This window comes from Sphingobacterium sp. GQ94, from assembly GCF_059758715.1.
Genome location: NZ_JCAXEC010000002.1, coordinates 245,437 through 263,866 on the forward strand (window position 1 = coordinate 245,437; position 18,430 = coordinate 263,866).

Consider the following 18,430-nt stretch of genomic DNA (forward strand, 5'->3'; position numbering starts at 1 on the left):
TCTCAAAATGGATCTTGCACTTCAAAGCTAATCTTCTTACCAGATTCGGGATGAATAAATTCGATATAGCCAGCATGTAAATGAAGCCTGTCAGCGCGTATTCCATATAAATCATCTCCAAGAATCGGACAATTAAGTCCTTTATAATGTGCCGAATGAACTCTTAATTGATGCGTACGGCCGGTAAGAGGATAAAAGTGAATTCTAGTATTATTATTTTCAACCCCGATTACTTTAAATTTGGTACGGGCATTTTTGCCATATTCATAGCAAACAACCTGTCTTGGTCTGTTGTCTAAATCCACACGTAAAGGCAAATCAATTATCCCTTCTTTATCTGTTATGATTCCATCTAATATGGCTGTGTATCTTTTAATGATCGTGTGTTTAATGAATTGATCTTGTATAAACTGATGTGCAGCTTTATTCTTTGCCAAAATCAAAATCCCTGAAGTCGACATGTCCAGACGATGAATAATTAATGGACCAGTTAGCTCAGGATATATTGAGAGAATTCTTGTTTGAACACTATCTTTAATATGAATTCCCGGAACTGACAAAAATTCTGTCGGTTTGTTTACGACAATAATGGATTCATCATCGTATATAATGTCTAAGTTTTTATCTTCGGTGGTATTCTCCTGTAACGGATTCGGGTCGAGAATTAGTCCCTCAAGCATATGATTTAAAATTGGTTCACATTTGCTCCTGCAGGCTGGATAAAAGTTTTGATGTTTTCTGACCTGTAAATTTGGAGATACACCCCACCAAAACTCAGCCATACAAATTGGTCTTAAGTGGTTCTGAAAAGCATATTGTAAAAGTTTAGGTGCCGCACATTCCCCAGCACCCGCTGGAGGAACTATGTTTAGTTCGTTAAAAATACTTAAAACAGATTTACTTTCGAATTTTGAATTCAAAAAATGGTATTGATCAAACAATTTATTCTGAAGATGTACAGATCGATGCTTCCTCTCATTTTTAAGTAGAGTGATCTTCTGGATAAATTCATTTAATTGAAATTCGATTTTTTGAATTTCGGCAATAGCATTTTTTTTAGCCATCTGAAATTCATGTTGATCCCTATAGCTTTGTTTAATTAAATCTTTTTCGAATAATTGATACTCATTCTCAGATAAAATCTCTCTTTTTTCTAAACGTAATTGTTTTCTCAGTTTCTTGTTTGTTTTATGGAATTCTTTAAGTTTGGATAAAATCTGATCACTTTGAATTTGACTGGTTTGTAATCGCTGTTTCTTATCCTGAAGTTCCTGAGAGTCTTCTAGATTTTTAATTCTTCTGTTTATATCATTAATAAGCTCCTCTTCTAAAAGAAAGAAACCCTGTGGGTTCAACATATCAAATATAGGTGGCACAAAATATGTATGTTGATTCGTTCCTGCTAATTTCCCAGAAAAAGCTGCTAGGAATCCAAGTTTTCCAACTAAATCTTCAACGACCAGTACACCAAACATTTTACCAGTCGCTACTCCAGTACTGGAATTTTCTAATCCAAAGTTATGCGTAAATTCTACCTGTGTTGTGAGGTATTTTTGGACTTGTTCCGTAGCTAGAATGCTTAAAGGATGTGGTTCATAGAAAAAAGGAAATGTAAAAGATGACGGCTTTTCAATATGAGCGTATTCGTTGTCAAAAGTATGAACGTATAGTGATTCTGATTGCATTAATTATCCGGTATAATTCACAAAAGTAACAATAGAAATCGTTTAATTATACCTAATATTTAGCTTTTTAACATATCTATACTTAATAAAATGTTTAAAATTCTTTAAATTATAGGTATATTGTATGTATAAAAATTGGAACTGTTCTATGACAAATAAAAGGAAATTAGGAAATTCAGATCTTGAGATTACTCCAGTAATTTTTGGAGGTAATGTTTTTGGTTGGACATTAAATGAACAAGAGTCTTTCCACATTTTAGATAGATTTTTGGAGCTTGGTTTCAACAGTATTGATACCGCTAATAATTATTCACATTGGGTGCCTGGTAATAAAGGAGGAGAATCCGAAAAAATTTTAGGAAATTGGTTTAAAGAGCGTGGAAATCGTGAACAGGTGATTTTATTGACTAAAGTGAGCGGTCGATTTAATTATGATTCAAAGCACAATACATCTGCAACACATATCAAAGAAGAAATTGAACATTCCTTGAGCCGTTTAAAGACGGAATATATTGATCTTTATCAAACGCATTATGATAGTGAAGAAACTCCTGTAGAGGAGACATTGAGGGCGTACCAAGACTTAATAAAAGAGGGAAAGGTGAGGTACATTGGGGCATCAAATATTAGTAACGAACGTTTGGAAGAAAGTTTACTCTGTTCTGATAAAAAAAAATTACCAAAATATATTTCTTTGCAACCTGAATACAACTTATTTGATCGAGAAAAATTTGAAAATCAATATTTGAGAACTGCACTTCAAAACAATTTAGCTGTTATTCCGTATTATTCATTAGCAAGCGGATTCTTGAGTGGTAAATATCAAACCGAAACGGATTTTTTAAATTCTCCCCGCGGTAGTGGAATTCAAAAAAGATATTGGAATGAAAGGGGGAGAAAGATAATCCAGAGCTTAAAAGAGGTTTCAAAGGAGTACAGTACAAATTCCACCGCTGTTGCGTTGGCTTGGTTATTGGCACAACCTAGTATTACGGCACCTATAGTCAGTGGGACAAAAGACAGTCATTTAAAGAGTTTTGTTGATGCCTTAGCACTTAATCTAGATGACCAGGCTATTCAACATCTTAATCATGCGAGCGCGTATTAAAAAAATATAAATTATTATATCATGAAAATTAATATAGGAATAAAAGAAAATGACACTAAAGTTGTCGCCGCCTTATTGAATAAACTATTGGCAGATGAAAATGTATTGTATACTAAGGTGAGAAATGCTCATTGGAATGTCGAGGGACCAGACTTCCATGCACAACATTTGTTTTTTGAAACTATTTATGAGGAGTTAGCTGAATTAATCGATGAAATAGCCGAAAGAGTTCGTAGTATAGGTCATTATGCAGTTGGTACATTAAAAGGTTTTTTGGAATTGACTCAGTTAACTGAGCTTAAACAGACTAAAAACGATAGCCTTGGCTATATTAAAGAGTTGTTAAATGATTTCGAAAGCCTTATAATCACAATACGAGAAGCGATTAAAACTGTTGAAGAACATCACGATGCTGGTACTGAAGATTTTTTAGTTTCAATATTAGAGAAGCATGAGAAAACGGCATGGATGCTTAGATCTCATTTAAAATAAAATAGTTAGAGTTTAGCATCATAACTCCACGCTTAAAAAAGGGAAAAATTATATTCCCTTTTTTAATAATATAAGCTATATATTCTGTTTATCGCTTTTATTAGCGATGAAATATAAGATTTTTAACCCTAATACCACCCCCAATTGTTTATCGGACAATAGGAAGGAGGATCGAACTGAGCTCCATGGGGCTTCAAAAATAATAATCTAACTGAAATAAGATCAGAATTTAAGACAAACATTCACATTAAAACTTACGTTATCCGCTTTGCCCTGAATGAATCAATATCCAACAAACTTTTATTTGAAGAATAAATTTTATTATTACCCTCCGGATATTTCAGATGATTGAACGTTACCATGATGATTTTTATCTAAATTTTGTATTCAACGTTTATTAAAAAAAATAAATCTATTAAGATCAGCTATTATGTTATGGAATATTTAGAAAGTTTAACTACTTTCAGTCCGTTCAAAGAAATTGTAATATATGATCGATCAAGTAATAGAATATTTAGGAACCTTAAATCCTATATTGGCTGCATTATATGCTGGCTTATTTACTTGGGCAGTCACTGCTTTGGGGGCTTCCTTTGTTTTTATGTTTAAGGGTGTGAACAAAAAACTCCTTAATGGCATGCTGGGTTTCACTGGAGGAGTGATGATCGCTGCAAGTTTTTGGTCTTTATTGTCGCCTGCCATTGAGATGAGCGAAGGAGAGGGGTTTAGCAAAGTAATGCCTGCAGCAATTGGTTTTATAACTGGGTCACTTTTTATTTTTGGTTTGGATAAATTAATGCCTCACCTTCATTTGAATTTTCTTAAATCAGAAGGTCCCAAATCATCATTACATCGAACTACCTTACTAACGATTGCTATTGCGCTCCATAATATTCCTGAAGGATTAGCTGTAGGGGTTTTGTTTGGCGCAGTAGCTTCTGGTGCACCGGAGGCTAGTGTTGCAGGAGCTGTACTTTTGGCTTTGGGAATAGGATTACAAAATTTTCCAGAAGGTATTGCCGTTTCTATGCCACTAAGACGTATGGGATTATCTAAATGGAAAAGTTTTCAATATGGTCAATTATCTGCAGTCGTTGAACCTATTTTCGCAGTTTTAGGTGCATTTGCGGTTGGTTTTTTTTTACCAATATTACCCTATGCTCTAGCATTTGCGGCAGGAGCGATGCTATTTGTGGTTATCGAAGAGGTAATTCCTGAAACACAACAAGAAGAACATTCAGATATACCCATTCTAGGATTCATTCTTGGGTTTGTCGTAATGATGGTATTAGATGTGGCGTTAGGATAATTTAGTTTTTTAGCTATAGCTCATTTTAGTCGTACAGGAGGCTTAATAATTTCAGTGTATCAATACAAAATTTAGTTTTCTAGACCTAACTTACAGGTAATGCAAGCAAGGACATATTTGCTTCATTACCGTTTTATACCAAACATAACAAAGGGGCAATGTCTAATACATTGCCCCTTTGTTATGTTTGAAATTATAGAATGGGTTGAGAACTAGTTCAACGCTTCAATTTTTGCTTGAGTTTCTGCGGACAAAGCCTCATCTTGAACAAAATCATAGTAGTTCTTTAAATTCTTTAAAGCCTCTATGTTTTTTGGGTCTATTTCCGTTGTTTTTTTAAGATAAGGTAACGCACGAGCAATCTTTGTTTTCAGCTCAGCTACTTTTTTATTATAGTCAGCAGTAGGGATTGATTTGTTCTCATTAAGCTTCATCAATTCATCACGACCAGAATTCATAATAACTACGGCTGCGTTCGTATTCGCTTCTATATAATTTGGATCAATTTCCAAAGCTTTTTGGTAAGACTGCAGTGATTTATCTGTCTCACCAATGGATCCATAAGCTAATCCCAAATAATAATGTAAGTTTTTATTTTTAGGATCTTTCGCGAGTTGAGCCTCAATATCAGAAACTATCTTTGCCTCATTTCCAGTGATTAAATTCAGCTCAATATTTTGAACGACTGCGCTATTATCTTCTGGATAAGCAGCCGCAGCTTCAGCTGCAGCGGTAATCGCAGAAGTTGTATCGCCTTTTTGTAAATACAGTTTTGGTAGATCAATCATAATAGTTTTATGACTTGAATACTCTTTTACTGGAATTAACGCTTTGTATTTCTCAATGGCATTATCATAATCTTTGTTTTGTACTGCTGCCAATCCTGAATAGAAAGTTAGCGTAGTATCCCCAGGTAGATAGGTCAAAGCATCTGAAAATTCGCTATAAGCGGTCACAAAATCTTGCTTGTCCCAAGCAGCAACCCCTTGATTAAATTTGAATTGACCCAAAGTTTGACTCGCTACTGTAATATTTTCAGCGTTTTTCTTTTCTGTATCTAATTCAGTTGCTTTTTGAATACCTTCCTTTGCTTTGGTTGCTAAATCCGCACTTTTATTCAAATTTGCTAAATTTGAATAAACAAGAGCATAATAAGTCCAAGCTTCCGGGTTGTCTTTTGTTTTCTCATGAAGGATTGCCTCGTCAATTGCTGTTTGAGCCTCCACTAAATATGATTTACCCAGTTCTGCTGTTCCAGCAGCTTTTAATTCTTCATATTTTACGATACTTGCCTTTGCTTTTTTTACATTACCATTCTGTGCGAATAGGGCAGTACTGCTAGTTGCAAAAAGTAATCCTACGAATAAAACTGATCTTTTTAAATTCATGTCGTATTAATTTGTTTGATTAATTAGTAAGTTGATTTAACAACAAGTTTACTCTATCTAGTTGAGTTGCGTCTCCAACTTTATCATAGAATAAAGCAAGTGATTTTAATGCATTTATCTCATATGGTTTAATTTCGTTAGCCTTTAAGAGATAATTTTGTGCATTGTATTGTGCCTCTTGATTATTTACATCTTTTAAGAATTCATTCAGACCAATTAGCCCCAATGCCAAGTTGGATTCATAATTGTTCGGATCTAATTGGAGAACTTTTTCATAATAATTCTTAGAAACCTCGATGTTATTTACACTTTCATTTGCATAACCAGCTAAATAATTAAGCTCAATATTCTCAGGCTCAAAGCTTAAAGCCTTATCGATAATTGGAACAATCGCATCGTATGAATTGTTTTGTGCATAACTCTCTATTAAATAAAACAATATTTCCTTGTTTTCTGGAAATTTAGTTTTAGCTTCCTGAAGTAGATTTAGAACGTTTTGTTTCTGCTGTAATTTATTATAAAGATCAGCAAGTTCTATAAATTGAACAGGCGTCATTTTTCCTGATTCCTTGATGTGTAAATAATGTTTAACAGCATCTTCTGACTTTCCGGCTTTACTAGCTAATAAGGCGAGATTGTATGTTACATCCTCACTATTTACTTGCATCTGATCAACTCTATTAAAATCTAGATAGGCCTGATCAAATTTTTGTTCTTTTAAAAATTTGTTAGCTCTAAAAATTAATGCAGCTGCTAAATTTTGCTTGACATAGTCTAATTCCCCTGCATATGCTGATCTATCTCTTTCTTCAATCATTGAAATTGTTTCACTTGTTAGATCTATAGGGTCTTTATCTAATTTTATACTTCTTGTGGAATCAGCATATGCTAAAGAACTCATGACCATCGCCCGCAAAACATTAACCTTTGTCTTGGAGGAGTCACGTTTAGTTTTATAAATTTTAGCTAATTGATTTTTAGCGTTATCTAAATTTTTTATTTCACCAGTTTGTGTATAGAGCGCAAAGGCATTACTAGCCTCCTTATAGGCTGATTGTCCAAATGCGCTATTTGTCATGAAAATAAATAGAAATCCAAAGGATCCAATTATGAAATTATACTTTTTCCTCATTTTCAGTGTCAGTTGAATCATTTTCAGATTGATTGTCAATAGAAGTATCGATATCAATTTCTTCTATCTCTTCAATTTCTTCCTGTTTTTCGACTTTTGTTATAGAAGCAATAGCATCACTTCCTTTTAATGTAATTAACTTTACACCTTGAGTTGCTCGTCCCATGGTCCGAAGGTTTTCAACCGAAATTCGAATTACAATCCCCGATTTATTAATAATCATGAGGTCGTTTTCGTCGGTAACTCCCTTGATAGCAACTAATTCTCCTGTTTTCTCCGTAACATTAATGGTTTTTACCCCTTTTCCGCCACGGTTAGTAACTCGGTAATCTTCAATATCAGTTCGTTTACCAAAACCTTTTTCAGAAACGACTAAAACAGTTGTCTCTTGATCATTAACACTAATCATGCCAACCACTTCATCCTTTTCATGTGCAAGAGTAATACCACGAACACCAGTAGCAGTTCTTCCCATTGGTCTGACTTTTGATTCATTGAATCTTATTGCGCGACCCGAACGAAGTGCCATTACTATTTCACTAGCACCATTCGTTAGCGTTGCTTCTAATAATTGATCACCATCATTGATATTTATAGCATTTATACCGTTCGCTCTAGGACGAGAATAAGCTTCTAATGAAGTTTTTTTGATTGTTCCCTTCTTCGTACACATGATGATAAAATTATTCTCAAGGTATTCCTGGTCTTTCAGATTGGTTACCTTAATGAATGCTTTAATCTTTTCCTCTTTAGGGACATTTATAATGTTCTGTAATGCTCTTCCTTTGGAGGTTCTGCCTCCTTCCGGAATTTCAAATGCTCTTAACCAGAAACAACGGCCAGCTTCTGTAAATAATAATAAATAATTATGGGCCGAAGCTGTAATAATGTGTTCTGTAAAATCTTCATCTCGTGTAGTAGATCCAATTGATCCCTTACCACCGCGACCTTGTACTCGGTATTCTGTTAAAGGTGTACGTTTGACATAGCTATTGTGAGAAATAGTAATTACGACCTCTTCATCATCGATAAAGTCTTCCATTCGCATATCCTCTGCGGAATGTACGATTTGAGACCGTCTTTCATCACCGAATTTTTCTTTTATTTCTTGAAGCTCTTCTACGATTATCTTCATGCGGAGTTCCTCAGAAGAAAGTATTTCTTTTAAGTACTCAATAGTTTTCATCAACTCTGCATATTCATCCTTAATTTTATCACGTTCTAGTCCTGTTAACCTCCTTAAGGTCATATCAAGAATAGCACGAGCTTGAATATCAGATAATCCAAAGCGATCAATTAACCCAATTCTGGCATCTTCTGGTGTGTCTGAATTTCGAATTAATTTAATAACCTCATCAAGATGATCTAAGGCGATTAAATAACCCTCTAAAATATGTGCTCTTTTTTCAGCTTCTGATAATTCAAACTTGGTTCTTCTAATGACAACATCATGCCTGTGTTCAACGAACTCGTGGATCATATCCTTTAGGTTCATTAACATTGGGCGCCCTTTTACTAAGGCGATGTTGTTAACAGAGAAGGAGGTTTGTAAAGCAGTGTGCTTGTATAAATTATTTAAAACCACGTTTGCATTGGCATCTCTTTTTATCTCATAAATAATGCGAATGTCTTTTGATGATTCATCTCTAATTTCAGAAATTCCTTCTATCTTTTTCTCTTGAACAAGATCTGCAGTACGTTTGATCATATCTGCTTTGTTCACCTGGTAAGGGATTTCAGTAACGATTATTATCTCACGGCCATTTTTGGTCGTCTCGATTTCAGCCCTTGCCCGCATGACAATTCTACCACGACCGGTCTCAAAAGCCTCTTTGACGCCATTAAATCCATAGATTAATCCAGCAGTAGGAAAATCGGGGCCCTTAATGTGGGTCATCAATTCGCTAATTTCAATATCGCGGTTTCCAATATAAGCAATTGTCCCATCGAGAACCTCCCCTAAATTGTGAGGAGCCATGTTGGTTGCCATACCCACGGCAATCCCTGAAGCACCATTTACCAATAAATTTGGAATTCGAGTAGGCAATACGGTAGGTTCCTGTAAGGAATCGTCAAAGTTCAATTTGAAATCAACGGTATCTTTATGGATATCACCCAACATCTCTTCAGCTATCTTACGTAGACGAGCTTCCGTATAACGCATTGCAGCAGGTGGGTCTCCGTCGATTGAACCATAGTTTCCTTGTCCATCAACCATTGGATAGCGCATTGACCAATTTTGGGCCATACGAACCATTGCGTCATAAACGGAAGTATCACCATGTGGGTGATATTTACCTAGAACATCCCCAACAATACGAGCAGATTTTTTGTAAGCTTTTCCACTTGTAACCCCTAGATCCAACATGCCGTATAATACACGACGATGCACTGGTTTAAGACCATCACGAGCATCTGGTAATGCACGAGAAACGATGACCGACATCGAATAATCGATGTAAGCAGATTTCATTTGGTCTTCAATGTTAATGGGGATAATCCTGTTTTCAGCAGGAACTAAATTGTTTTCGTTTTCTGTTTCTTCAGCCATTATTTTTTGGTTTCGATCAAACTAATATTGCCAATGCTTTAAAAGGCATCTAGCAGGCGAAGATACATATTTTTTTGCTCAAAATACACTAAATGAATCATTAAAAATAATTGCAAATACCTGAAAATGTTGGGTACATTTTAAAACTTATCGTGAGAAAGGATTTTTGAATTGGGATGATAAAATCGTATTAAAAATAGACCTACTTTGGAAATTTTTAAACAAATTCGGAATTTATTTTAAATTTTTTTAAAAATATTTTACCTTTGGGCATTAAAAAGTTAGATCAAACGGTTGTTTAGATTTTAACCACTTTATTTTTAACAACTTATATAGTTATAATGAAACATAATTTCGGTGCAGGCCCATGTATTTTGCCTAAAGAGGTTTTCGAGGAAGCCTCAAGAGCGGTTATAGATTTTAACGGAACAGGTTTATCTATTTTGGAAATATCGCACCGCTCTAAAGAATTTGAAGCAGTTATGATTGAGACTGAGCGTCTCGTTCGTGAATTGTTGAATGTACCTGCGGGGTATTCTATATTATTCTTACAAGGGGGGGCAAGTCAGCAATTTGCAATGGTTCCAATGAATATTTTACCTGAAAATGGTAGAGCTGCGTATTTAGATACTGGTACCTGGTCAACTAAAGCAATTAAAGAAGCAAAGAAGATAGGTAATGTTGAGGTTGTAGCTTCCTCGGGTGATACTAATTACAATTATATCCCCAAGGATTTTCAAATTCCAACAGATGTAAGCTATTTTCATTATACATCAAACAATACAATTTTCGGGACCGAGGTTTTTAATAAGCCAGAGACTTCAGTTCCTGTCGTAGTAGATATGTCATCTGATATATTAAGTCGACAAATTAATGTTTCTGATTACAGTCTTATCTATGCCGGTGCTCAAAAAAATATGGGACCAGCAGGAGTAACACTTGTGATCGTAAAAGATGATTTACTTGGACATTCTGGACGTACAATTCCGACAATATTTGATTATCAAGCCCACGCTAAGGCGGACTCAATGTACAATACACCACCAGTTTTTTCCATCTATGTGTCCATGTTAAATTTGCGTTGGTTGAAAGCGAAAGGAGGAATTGAGGTTATCGAACAAGAAAACATTATCAAAGCGAGAACGCTTTATGATGAAATTGAACGTAATTCGTTTTTCAAGGGAACTGCTCAGATTGAAGACCGTTCGCGTATGAATGTTACTTTTGTCATGGATTCTGCAGAGCAAGAAGCTGAGTTTTTAGAATTAGCAAAACAACGTAACTTAATCGGAATTAAAGGTCACCGTTCAGTCGGTGGATTTCGCGCATCTATTTACAATGCTTTAACCATTTCTTCTATCAACGCTTTAATTGATACAATGAGAGAATTTGAAGAAAAGAATAAATAAAATAACATGAAAATATTAGCTAACGATGGGATTGATCCTATCGGAAAAAAAATATTAGAGGATGCTGGCTTCACAGTTGACACCAATCATATTCCACAAGAAGAATTAGCAGCAAAACTAAACGCATACGATGCTGTAACAGTTCGTAGCGCAACTAAGCTTAGAAAAGAATTAATTGATGTCTGTCCTAACATTAAAGTGATCGGTCGCGGAGGAGTTGGAATGGATAATATTGATGTTGATTATGCGCGAGCAAATGGTATTGCTGTAGTCAATACACCTGCAGCATCATCTCACTCAGTTGCAGAATTAGTGTTTGCACATTTGTTAAATGGCGTTCGATTTTTATATGATTCTAATCGTAAAATGCCAATTGAAGGAACCAGTAATTTTGCAGCTTTAAAGAAGGCCTATGCTGCTGGTTCAGAATTACAGGGAAAAATATTAGGCGTGGTAGGTTTTGGTCGTATTGGTCGAGAAACAGCCAAAATAGGACTTGGTTTAGGGATGAAGGTTATTTATTCAGATCTTTTCGAAGGACCTAAGTCGCTTTCATTAAATTTTTCAGGTGATATTGTTGTAGAAATACCGGTTGAGCAAGTAAATATTGAGACAATTTTCCGTGAATCTGATTTTATTTCATTACATGTGCCTTTTACTGATAAACCAGTGATTGGTGTTGAAGAATTCAAATTGTTAAAGGACGGTGTTGGTTTAGTAAACGCATCACGTGGCGGTGTGATTGATGAATTGGCATTGGTTGATGCCTTAAATTCAGGAAAAGTTTCATTTGCTGGAATTGATGTATTCGATAATGAACCAACTCCAAGGACAGAAGTTTTAACACACCCTAAGATCTCTTTAACGCCTCATATTGGTGCTGCAACAAATGAAGCGCAGGAGCGAATAGGAGAAGAACTAGCTCAACTGCTGATTGAAAATCTGAAGAAGTAAATCTTCCGCATACATTTATATGCGGCACAGAAGCTTTAAATAGCATTTGTGCCGCATTTTTTTTAGTAATATATTTATCCCATTAAAATATAGTTAATAGTAGATATGAAAATTCTTAAGTTCGGAGGAACATCTGTTGGAAGCGCAGAACGCATCAAAGGTTTACTGGATATTGTAAACCCAACAGAACGTCAAATTGTTGTACTTTCAGCCGTAGCTGGTACTACAAATGCATTAGTTGAAATAGGTAAATCATTTTTAAATGGTAAAAAGGATGAAGCCAAGCAATTGATCATTGAGCATAAGGACAAGTACTATAATTTAATTAATGATTTATTTAGTTCCGATGAGGGAATCAAACAAGGAAAAGAGCTAATTGATTATCATTTTAACCTAATTGCTTCATTTTCTAATGATTTATTCACCCCGACAGAGGATAAAATTATCTTGGCACAAGGGGAACTATTATCTACCACTTTGTGGCACTTATATCTATCAGAAAAAGGAATAACCTCTGTTTTATTACCGGCTTTAGATTTTATGAAGATAGATGAGGACAACGAACCGATTGTTCCATTTATTAAAGAAAAGTTAGAATCTATTTTGACCGCATATCCTGATAATTGCCTATTTATAACCCAAGGTTTTATTTGTCGAAATTCCTTTGGTGAAATAGATAACCTTAGAAGAGGAGGATCCGATTACACCGCGTCCTTAATAGGTGCTGCAATTCAAGCTCAAGAGATTCAAATTTGGACTGATATAAATGGAATGCATAATAACGATCCTCGAATTGTAAAAAATACAACGCCAATCGCCAACTTGAGTTTTGATGAAGCAGCTGAGCTCGCTTATTTTGGAGCGAAGATTTTGCATCCGCAAAGCGTATTTCCTGCTCAGCGTTACAATGTTCCTGTAAGGTTATTAAACACAATGGATCCCAGCGCCCATGGAACCTTAATCTCTCAACATGGTTCCCAAAAAGGTACGATTCGTGCTGTAGCGGCGAAGGATGAAATCACGGCAATTCATATTCATTCCTCACGGATGCTTTTGGCTTATGGTTTTTTAAGAAAGGTGTTTGAAATTTTTGAACGATACAAAACACCAATCGATATGATTACAACTTCTGAAGTTGCCGTCTCTCTTAGTATAGATGACACGAAAAACTTAGATGACATTATTCGCGAGGTTGAAGATTTCGGTACCGTAAGTGTAGATAGGAATCAAACTATAATTTGTATTGTTGGAGATTTTGGTGCCAGTACTAATGGATATGCAGCACGAGTATTGGATTCTGTAAAGCATCTTCCTTTAAGGATGATTTCTTACGGAGGGTCGGATTATAATGTTTCCATACTTTTAGATTCTGAACATAAAACAGAAGCTCTTAGATCATTGCACAATAGATTATTTTAGCAAAAATGAATATCAATCAAATTAATTTAAACGAACTAAAAAAATTCGAAACTCCATTTTATTTTTATGATTTGGAGTTATTAAATAAAACATTAGATGAGGCAAAAAAAGCCGCTCAGAAAAGAGGATTTCATATTCATTATGCACTAAAAGCAAATTTCAATGAACGTATCTTAGAACTTGTTCAGTCCAAAGGATTTGGTGCAGATTGCGTTAGTGGAAACGAAGTGCAAAAATCCATCGATAAAGGGTTTGATGCTTCCCAAATTACGTTTGCAGGAGTAGGGAAGTCTGACAAAGAAATTTTGCTAGCCTTAAAGCATCATATTTTTGCTTTTAACGTTGAGTCAATTCAAGAACTAATTGTTATTAATGAAATTGCTTCAAAAGAAGGAGTGAAGGCTCAGGTTTCATTAAGGATTAATCCGAATGTTGATGCTCATACACATCATTATATTACGACAGGACTTGATGAAAATAAATTTGGAGTTCCAAATTCTGAATTAGAAAAAGCAGCGTCTGTTCTTCGGTCTTGTGAAAATGTTGAATTGTTAGGATTGCATTTTCACATTGGTTCTCAAATAACCGACATGAATGTTTTTAAATCCCTGTGTGTAAAAGTTAATGAATGGAAAAATTGGTTTGAAGAAAGAGGAAACACAATTAAGGTTCTTAATGTTGGTGGTGGTTTAGGCGTTGATTACCATGCGCCGGATACGAATTCTTTGCCTGACTTTGAAGAGTATTTTGAGGTTTTCGATAAATTTTTAGAACGTACTGCTCAACAAGAAGTTCATTTTGAATTAGGAAGAGCACTCGTTGCTCAATGCGGTTCTTTAATCAGTAAGGTACTTTATACAAAAAGCGGTGTAAAAAAGAACTTCTTAATTCTCGATGCTGGAATGACAGAGTTAATGCGTCCAGCTTTATACCAGGCATTTCATAAAATTGAGAAATTGGGGTCAAATCAAGATTCAGAAATTTTGAATTATGATGTTGTTGGTCCTATTTGTGAGAGTTCTGATTGTTTTGGAAAGGAAGTTACTTTGCCGGTTTCTGAGCGTGGTGATTTAATTGCTATTCGAACGGCTGGAGCCTATGGTGAGGTGATGGCTTCAAGATATAATTTGAGAGAGGAAATTAGGTATGTTTTTTCGGATAATATTAAGGAATAGATAGTTCAAGCAGCTGATTTCTGGAAATCTTTTCAGAATATTCATAAAAAAAAATAACAACAAAGTGCAAACGGTACGTTTGCACTTTGTTGTATAAGTTGCTTTTTTCGCTTAAACGTCCTGATTTAAGAAGACAAATTTTCTATCAAAAACATCAATTTTTATTTTTGAATCTTTAGTTATGTGACCCAAAAGAATCTCTTTTGATAGTTCATTTAAAATCCGCTTTTGAATTACTCTTTTTAACGGTCTAGCTCCATATACAGGATCAAATCCCAGTTGAGCCAACCATTCTAATGCTTCCTCTGATACAGAAATATTAATATTTTGTTCTGCCAATTGTTTTCTTACCGCATTAAATTGCATTTTCACGATATCTGCAGTCTCATCTCTACTTAAAGGAGTAAACATGATAATTTCATCAATCCGATTTAAAAATTCAGGCCGAATTGATTTTTGCAATATTTCAAACACCTCATCCTTTGTTTTCGCTACAATTTCATCCCTGTTCATCTCGTTTAATTTTGAGAAATTTTCTTGAATGATATGTGACCCTGTATTGGAGGTCATGATTATAATTGTGTTTTTGAAATTAACTACACGACCCTTATTATCCGTAAGATGCCCATCGTCTAATACTTGAAGTAATATATTAAAAACATCTGGATGCGCTTTTTCAATTTCATCTAATAAAACCACTGAATAAGGTCTGCGACGAACTGCTTCGGTGAGTTGTCCGCCCTCCTCATACCCAATGTATCCCGGAGGAGCCCCAATTAAACGAGAAACCGCATGCCTCTCTTGATATTCTGACATATCTATTCTCAACAAGGCTTGTTCATCATCGAAAAGAAATTCAGCCAGAGCTTTCGCTAATTCTGTTTTACCAACTCCAGTTGTGCCTAAGAAAATAAAGGAACCGATTGGTCGTTTTGCGTCACTTAAACCAGCTCTGGAGCGACGGATAGCATCCGAGACAGCTCCAATAGCTTCTTGTTGGCCAGCAATGCGCTTATGTAGTTCCTCTTCTAAATTTAATAATTTTTCGATCTCTGATTGAACCATTTTATTAACCGGTATGCCAGTCCAACGGGATACCACATCTGCAATGTCTTCCGATGTGACCTCTTCTTTTAACATTCGGCTACTTTGTTGTTTCTCAGAAAGTTCCTTTTTTAAACTCTCAACCTTATCCTGTGATTCCTTTATTTTTCCATACCTTAATTCAGCAACTTTTCCATAATCTCCAGCGCGTTCAGCTTGATCTGCTTCTAATTTGAAATTTTCTATATTTTGAATTTCTGTATTAACTTGATCAACCAAAGACTTTTCAGCTTGCCAAGCTGCTTTTAAAGAATCTCGATCACTAGATAAATTTGCAATATTTTCAGATAGTTCAGTTATTTTTTTCTTATCATCTTCACGCTTGATGGCTTCTCTTTCAATTTCTAATTGCATGATCTTACGATCTAGCTCATCAACTATTTGTGGGACTGAATCCATTTCTAATCTTAACTTAGAGGCCGCCTCGTCAATCAAGTCAATCGCCTTATCTGGAAGGAAACGATCTGTAATGTATCTCTGAGATAGTTCTACTGCAGCAATGATGGCCTCATCTAAAATCCTTACTTTATGATGCGTCTCATAACGTTCCTTTAAACCGCGTAAAATAGAAATTGCATCTTGGATGTCAGGTTCGTCAACTAGAACTTTTTGAAACCTCCGTTCTAAAGCTTTGTCCTTTTCAAAGTATTTTTGATACTCATTTAAAGTAGTTGCCCCAATTGCTCTTAATTCACCTCGCGCTAATGCTGGTTTTAAGATATTTGCAGCATCCATTGCTCCTTCACCACCACCTGCACCAACGAGTGTATGAATTTCATCAATAAAAAGTATAATTTCACCATCACTATCGGTAACCTCTTTGACAACTGCTTTTAGTCTTTCTTCGAATTCACCTTTATATTTTGCTCCAGCAACTAAAGCGCCCATGTCTAAAGAGAATACTGTTTTGGATTTTAGATTTTCTGGAGCATCACCCTTGATTATTCTATAGGCAATGCCTTCCGCGATGGCTGTCTTGCCAACACCCGGTTCACCCACAAGAATTGGATTGTTTTTGGTTCTGCGAGAAAGTATTTGCATGACACGTCTAATTTCTTCATCACGACCAATAACAGGGTCCAATTTTCCTGATTCAGCGTAATCATTTAGATTTCGAGCGTATTTATTAAGGGCATTATAACTTGCTTCTGCATTTTGATCTGTTACCCTATTTTTCCCCCGGAGCTCCTTAATTGCTAAAGATAGATCTTTCTCATTGACGCCTTGATCTTTCAATATGCTGGCAGTCTTATCGTTGGAAGATAATAAAGCTAATAAAAGGTGATCAATGGATATAAACTCGTCATTGAAAGTTTTTAAGTAATTCTGTGCTTTCTGTAAAACTGATATTGAGTTATTGCTCAAATATGGTGCACTTCCACTTACTTTGGGATATCCCTCTATTAGCTTATCAATTTCCGTAGAGACATAGTCTATATTAACATTTAATTTTTTTAAAAGATGAGCAATAATATTTTCATCGATTGATAATAATGCTTTCAGAATATGAGCGGGCTCTATTGCTTGTTGTTGGTTTCCAGCTACTATTTCTGATGCTTTATTAATTGCCTCCTGGGCTTTGATTGTATAGTTGTTAAAATTCATAGACTGGTTTTTAATACAATTAATCTGTAAACAATTTAAATGCCTTTCCTGTTTTAGGAAATTTACCTGAAGTATTGTCATGAGTTGAATGAAAAACCTGACAATTATTCATAAAACTTGTTGCTTAAACGTATTCTGATTTGATTTCCTCACAGAATTTAAAGGGGTAAAGAAGCTCCTACATATAAATTTTACTTTTTTGTTTGCTATCAAATAGAAATAAGCTATTTTCATCCAAAATGGCTAAAACAAGCAGGACAACTAGAAAAAAACAATCTCCAAATAATAAAATAAATCAAAATTTACTATTTTGGAGCATTGCTATTCCTGCAGTTTTTGTAGTTCTTATTTTCACTTGGCAACATAGGGCAGGGCTTTCTTATTTGATGATCAAATGGTTTAAATCTGAAACGATGCAAAATAATGAACAGACTAAATACGATGTTCGTAACATCGAATTGATGCGGAAACACAATGACAAGGTTTTTGGTATAGATATTTCTCAATATCAAGGTGATATCCTCTGGGAGGAAGTATTAACAATAAATGAAGAATTTCCAGTTGATTTTATTTTTATCAGAGCAACAATGGGAGAGGACGGCAAGGATAGTAAATTTAAAGACAATTGGGACAAAGTAAAGGAAAAGAATAAGCTCCGTGGTGCTTATCATTATTTTAGACCCAATGAAAATTCTCTTAAACAAGCACAAAATTTTATTGATGTAGTGCATCTTGAGCCCGGAGATCTTCCACCAGTATTGGATATAGAAGAAATGCCCAAAAATCAATCGATGGATAGTCTAAAAATGGGATTAAAAAGATGGCTAGTACAGGTAGAAAAACATTTTAAGGTGAGGCCTGTTTTATATTCTGGAGATAAATTTTTTGCTGATTTCCTTAAAGATGAATTTAGCGATTATACCCTTTGGATTGCCAATTACAACTTTTGGATTGAAAATCCCAAAAAAAATTGGAACTTTTGGCAATTTTCCGAAAAAGGCACTGTTAAGGGGATAAAGGGTCCGGTCGATCTTAATTTATTTAATGGTGAAATTGAAGAATTAGAAATATTAAGTATTCCATATAAGAAATTATAATA

General features: G+C 35.0%; 13 protein-coding genes. 8 read left to right on the forward strand and 5 right to left on the reverse strand.

Features of this window, described 5'->3' with window-relative positions; all coding sequences use genetic code 11:
* Positions 1-2: 2 nt before the first annotated feature.
* Positions 3-1,685 carry an RluA family pseudouridine synthase gene (locus AC6CHH_RS02780; protein WP_498279496.1) on the reverse strand — a complete coding sequence of 561 codons (1,683 nt, stop codon included), beginning with the start codon at positions 1,683-1,685 and terminating at the stop codon, positions 3-5.
* A 148-nt stretch (positions 1,686-1,833) separates the two neighbouring features.
* Here AC6CHH_RS02780 and AC6CHH_RS02785 point away from each other — a divergent pair, with 148 nt between their 5' ends.
* The 3 genes from AC6CHH_RS02785 to AC6CHH_RS02795 all read left to right on the forward strand — a co-directional run bounded on the left by AC6CHH_RS02785 (position 1,834) and on the right by AC6CHH_RS02795 (position 4,594).
* Complete coding sequence (locus AC6CHH_RS02785) at positions 1,834-2,793, forward strand: aldo/keto reductase (RefSeq protein WP_498279498.1); 960 nt, start codon at positions 1,834-1,836, stop codon at positions 2,791-2,793.
* A 21-nt stretch (positions 2,794-2,814) separates the two neighbouring features.
* Complete coding sequence (locus AC6CHH_RS02790) at positions 2,815-3,285, forward strand: Dps family protein (RefSeq protein ID WP_498279500.1); 471 nt, start codon at positions 2,815-2,817, stop codon at positions 3,283-3,285.
* Positions 3,286-3,775: 490 nt separating this feature from the next.
* Entirely contained in the window at positions 3,776-4,594 is an 819-nt protein-coding gene (locus tag AC6CHH_RS02795; RefSeq protein ID WP_498279502.1) for a ZIP family metal transporter, read from the forward strand.
* Positions 4,595-4,806: 212 nt separating this feature from the next.
* Here the strand turns inward: AC6CHH_RS02795 and AC6CHH_RS02800 are convergent, their stop codons facing one another.
* The 3 genes from AC6CHH_RS02800 to gyrA are packed head-to-tail and all read right to left on the reverse strand — an operon-like array spanning position 4,807 to position 9,665.
* Complete coding sequence (locus AC6CHH_RS02800) at positions 4,807-5,982, reverse strand: tetratricopeptide repeat protein (RefSeq protein WP_498279504.1); 1,176 nt, start codon at positions 5,980-5,982, stop codon at positions 4,807-4,809.
* 19 nt (positions 5,983-6,001) lie between these two features.
* Positions 6,002-7,060: a tetratricopeptide repeat protein gene (locus AC6CHH_RS02805; RefSeq protein WP_498279506.1), complete on the reverse strand. Its 1,059-nt coding sequence runs from the start codon at positions 7,058-7,060 to the stop codon at positions 6,002-6,004.
* Positions 7,061-7,097: 37 nt separating this feature from the next.
* Positions 7,098-9,665 (reverse strand): DNA gyrase subunit A, encoded by a 2,568-nt coding sequence (gene gyrA, locus AC6CHH_RS02810; protein WP_498279508.1) that lies wholly within the window; start codon positions 9,663-9,665, stop codon positions 7,098-7,100.
* Positions 9,666-10,006: 341 nt separating this feature from the next.
* Between gyrA and serC the strand changes: the two genes are divergently transcribed.
* From serC to lysA, 4 genes are all read left to right on the forward strand, one after another.
* Positions 10,007-11,074: a 3-phosphoserine/phosphohydroxythreonine transaminase gene (gene serC / locus AC6CHH_RS02815; protein ID WP_498279510.1), complete on the forward strand. Its 1,068-nt coding sequence runs from the start codon at positions 10,007-10,009 to the stop codon at positions 11,072-11,074.
* 6 nt (positions 11,075-11,080) lie between these two features.
* The gene (locus AC6CHH_RS02820; protein WP_498279512.1) at positions 11,081-12,028 is read left to right on the forward strand and encodes a D-2-hydroxyacid dehydrogenase; all 948 of its coding nucleotides are present in this window, start codon (positions 11,081-11,083) and stop codon (positions 12,026-12,028) included.
* Between the two features lie 105 nt (positions 12,029-12,133).
* Positions 12,134-13,447 (forward strand): aspartate kinase, encoded by a 1,314-nt coding sequence (locus tag AC6CHH_RS02825; protein ID WP_498279514.1) that lies wholly within the window; start codon positions 12,134-12,136, stop codon positions 13,445-13,447.
* Between the two features lie 5 nt (positions 13,448-13,452).
* The gene (gene lysA / locus AC6CHH_RS02830; RefSeq protein WP_498279516.1) at positions 13,453-14,622 is read left to right on the forward strand and encodes a diaminopimelate decarboxylase; all 1,170 of its coding nucleotides are present in this window, start codon (positions 13,453-13,455) and stop codon (positions 14,620-14,622) included.
* Positions 14,623-14,733: 111 nt separating this feature from the next.
* Here lysA and clpB read toward each other — a convergent pair whose 3' ends face one another.
* Positions 14,734-17,331, reverse strand: a complete 2,598-nt coding sequence (gene clpB, locus AC6CHH_RS02835; RefSeq protein WP_498279518.1) for an ATP-dependent chaperone ClpB — start codon at positions 17,329-17,331, stop codon at positions 14,734-14,736.
* 239 nt (positions 17,332-17,570) lie between these two features.
* Here clpB and AC6CHH_RS02840 point away from each other — a divergent pair, with 239 nt between their 5' ends.
* Complete coding sequence (locus tag AC6CHH_RS02840; protein WP_498279520.1) at positions 17,571-18,428, forward strand: glycoside hydrolase family 25 protein; 858 nt, start codon at positions 17,571-17,573, stop codon at positions 18,426-18,428.
* Positions 18,429-18,430 lie beyond the last annotated feature (2 nt).

Coding starts and splice junctions, on each gene's coding strand:
- AC6CHH_RS02780 (WP_498279496.1), bottom strand. CDS start 1,685: ATGCAATCAGAATCACTATACGTTCATACTTTTGACAACGAATACGCT.
- AC6CHH_RS02785 (WP_498279498.1), top strand. CDS start 1,834: ATGACAAATAAAAGGAAATTAGGAAATTCAGATCTTGAGATTACTCCA.
- AC6CHH_RS02790 (WP_498279500.1), top strand. CDS start 2,815: ATGAAAATTAATATAGGAATAAAAGAAAATGACACTAAAGTTGTCGCC.
- AC6CHH_RS02795 (WP_498279502.1), top strand. CDS start 3,776: ATGATCGATCAAGTAATAGAATATTTAGGAACCTTAAATCCTATATTG.
- AC6CHH_RS02800 (WP_498279504.1), bottom strand. CDS start 5,982: ATGAATTTAAAAAGATCAGTTTTATTCGTAGGATTACTTTTTGCAACT.
- AC6CHH_RS02805 (WP_498279506.1), bottom strand. CDS start 7,060: ATGACAAATAGCGCATTTGGACAATCAGCCTATAAGGAGGCTAGTAAT.
- gyrA (WP_498279508.1), bottom strand. CDS start 9,665: ATGGCTGAAGAAACAGAAAACGAAAACAATTTAGTTCCTGCTGAAAAC.
- serC (WP_498279510.1), top strand. CDS start 10,007: ATGAAACATAATTTCGGTGCAGGCCCATGTATTTTGCCTAAAGAGGTT.
- AC6CHH_RS02820 (WP_498279512.1), top strand. CDS start 11,081: ATGAAAATATTAGCTAACGATGGGATTGATCCTATCGGAAAAAAAATA.
- AC6CHH_RS02825 (WP_498279514.1), top strand. CDS start 12,134: ATGAAAATTCTTAAGTTCGGAGGAACATCTGTTGGAAGCGCAGAACGC.
- lysA (WP_498279516.1), top strand. CDS start 13,453: ATGAATATCAATCAAATTAATTTAAACGAACTAAAAAAATTCGAAACT.
- clpB (WP_498279518.1), bottom strand. CDS start 17,331: ATGAATTTTAACAACTATACAATCAAAGCCCAGGAGGCAATTAATAAA.
- AC6CHH_RS02840 (WP_498279520.1), top strand. CDS start 17,571: ATGGCTAAAACAAGCAGGACAACTAGAAAAAAACAATCTCCAAATAAT.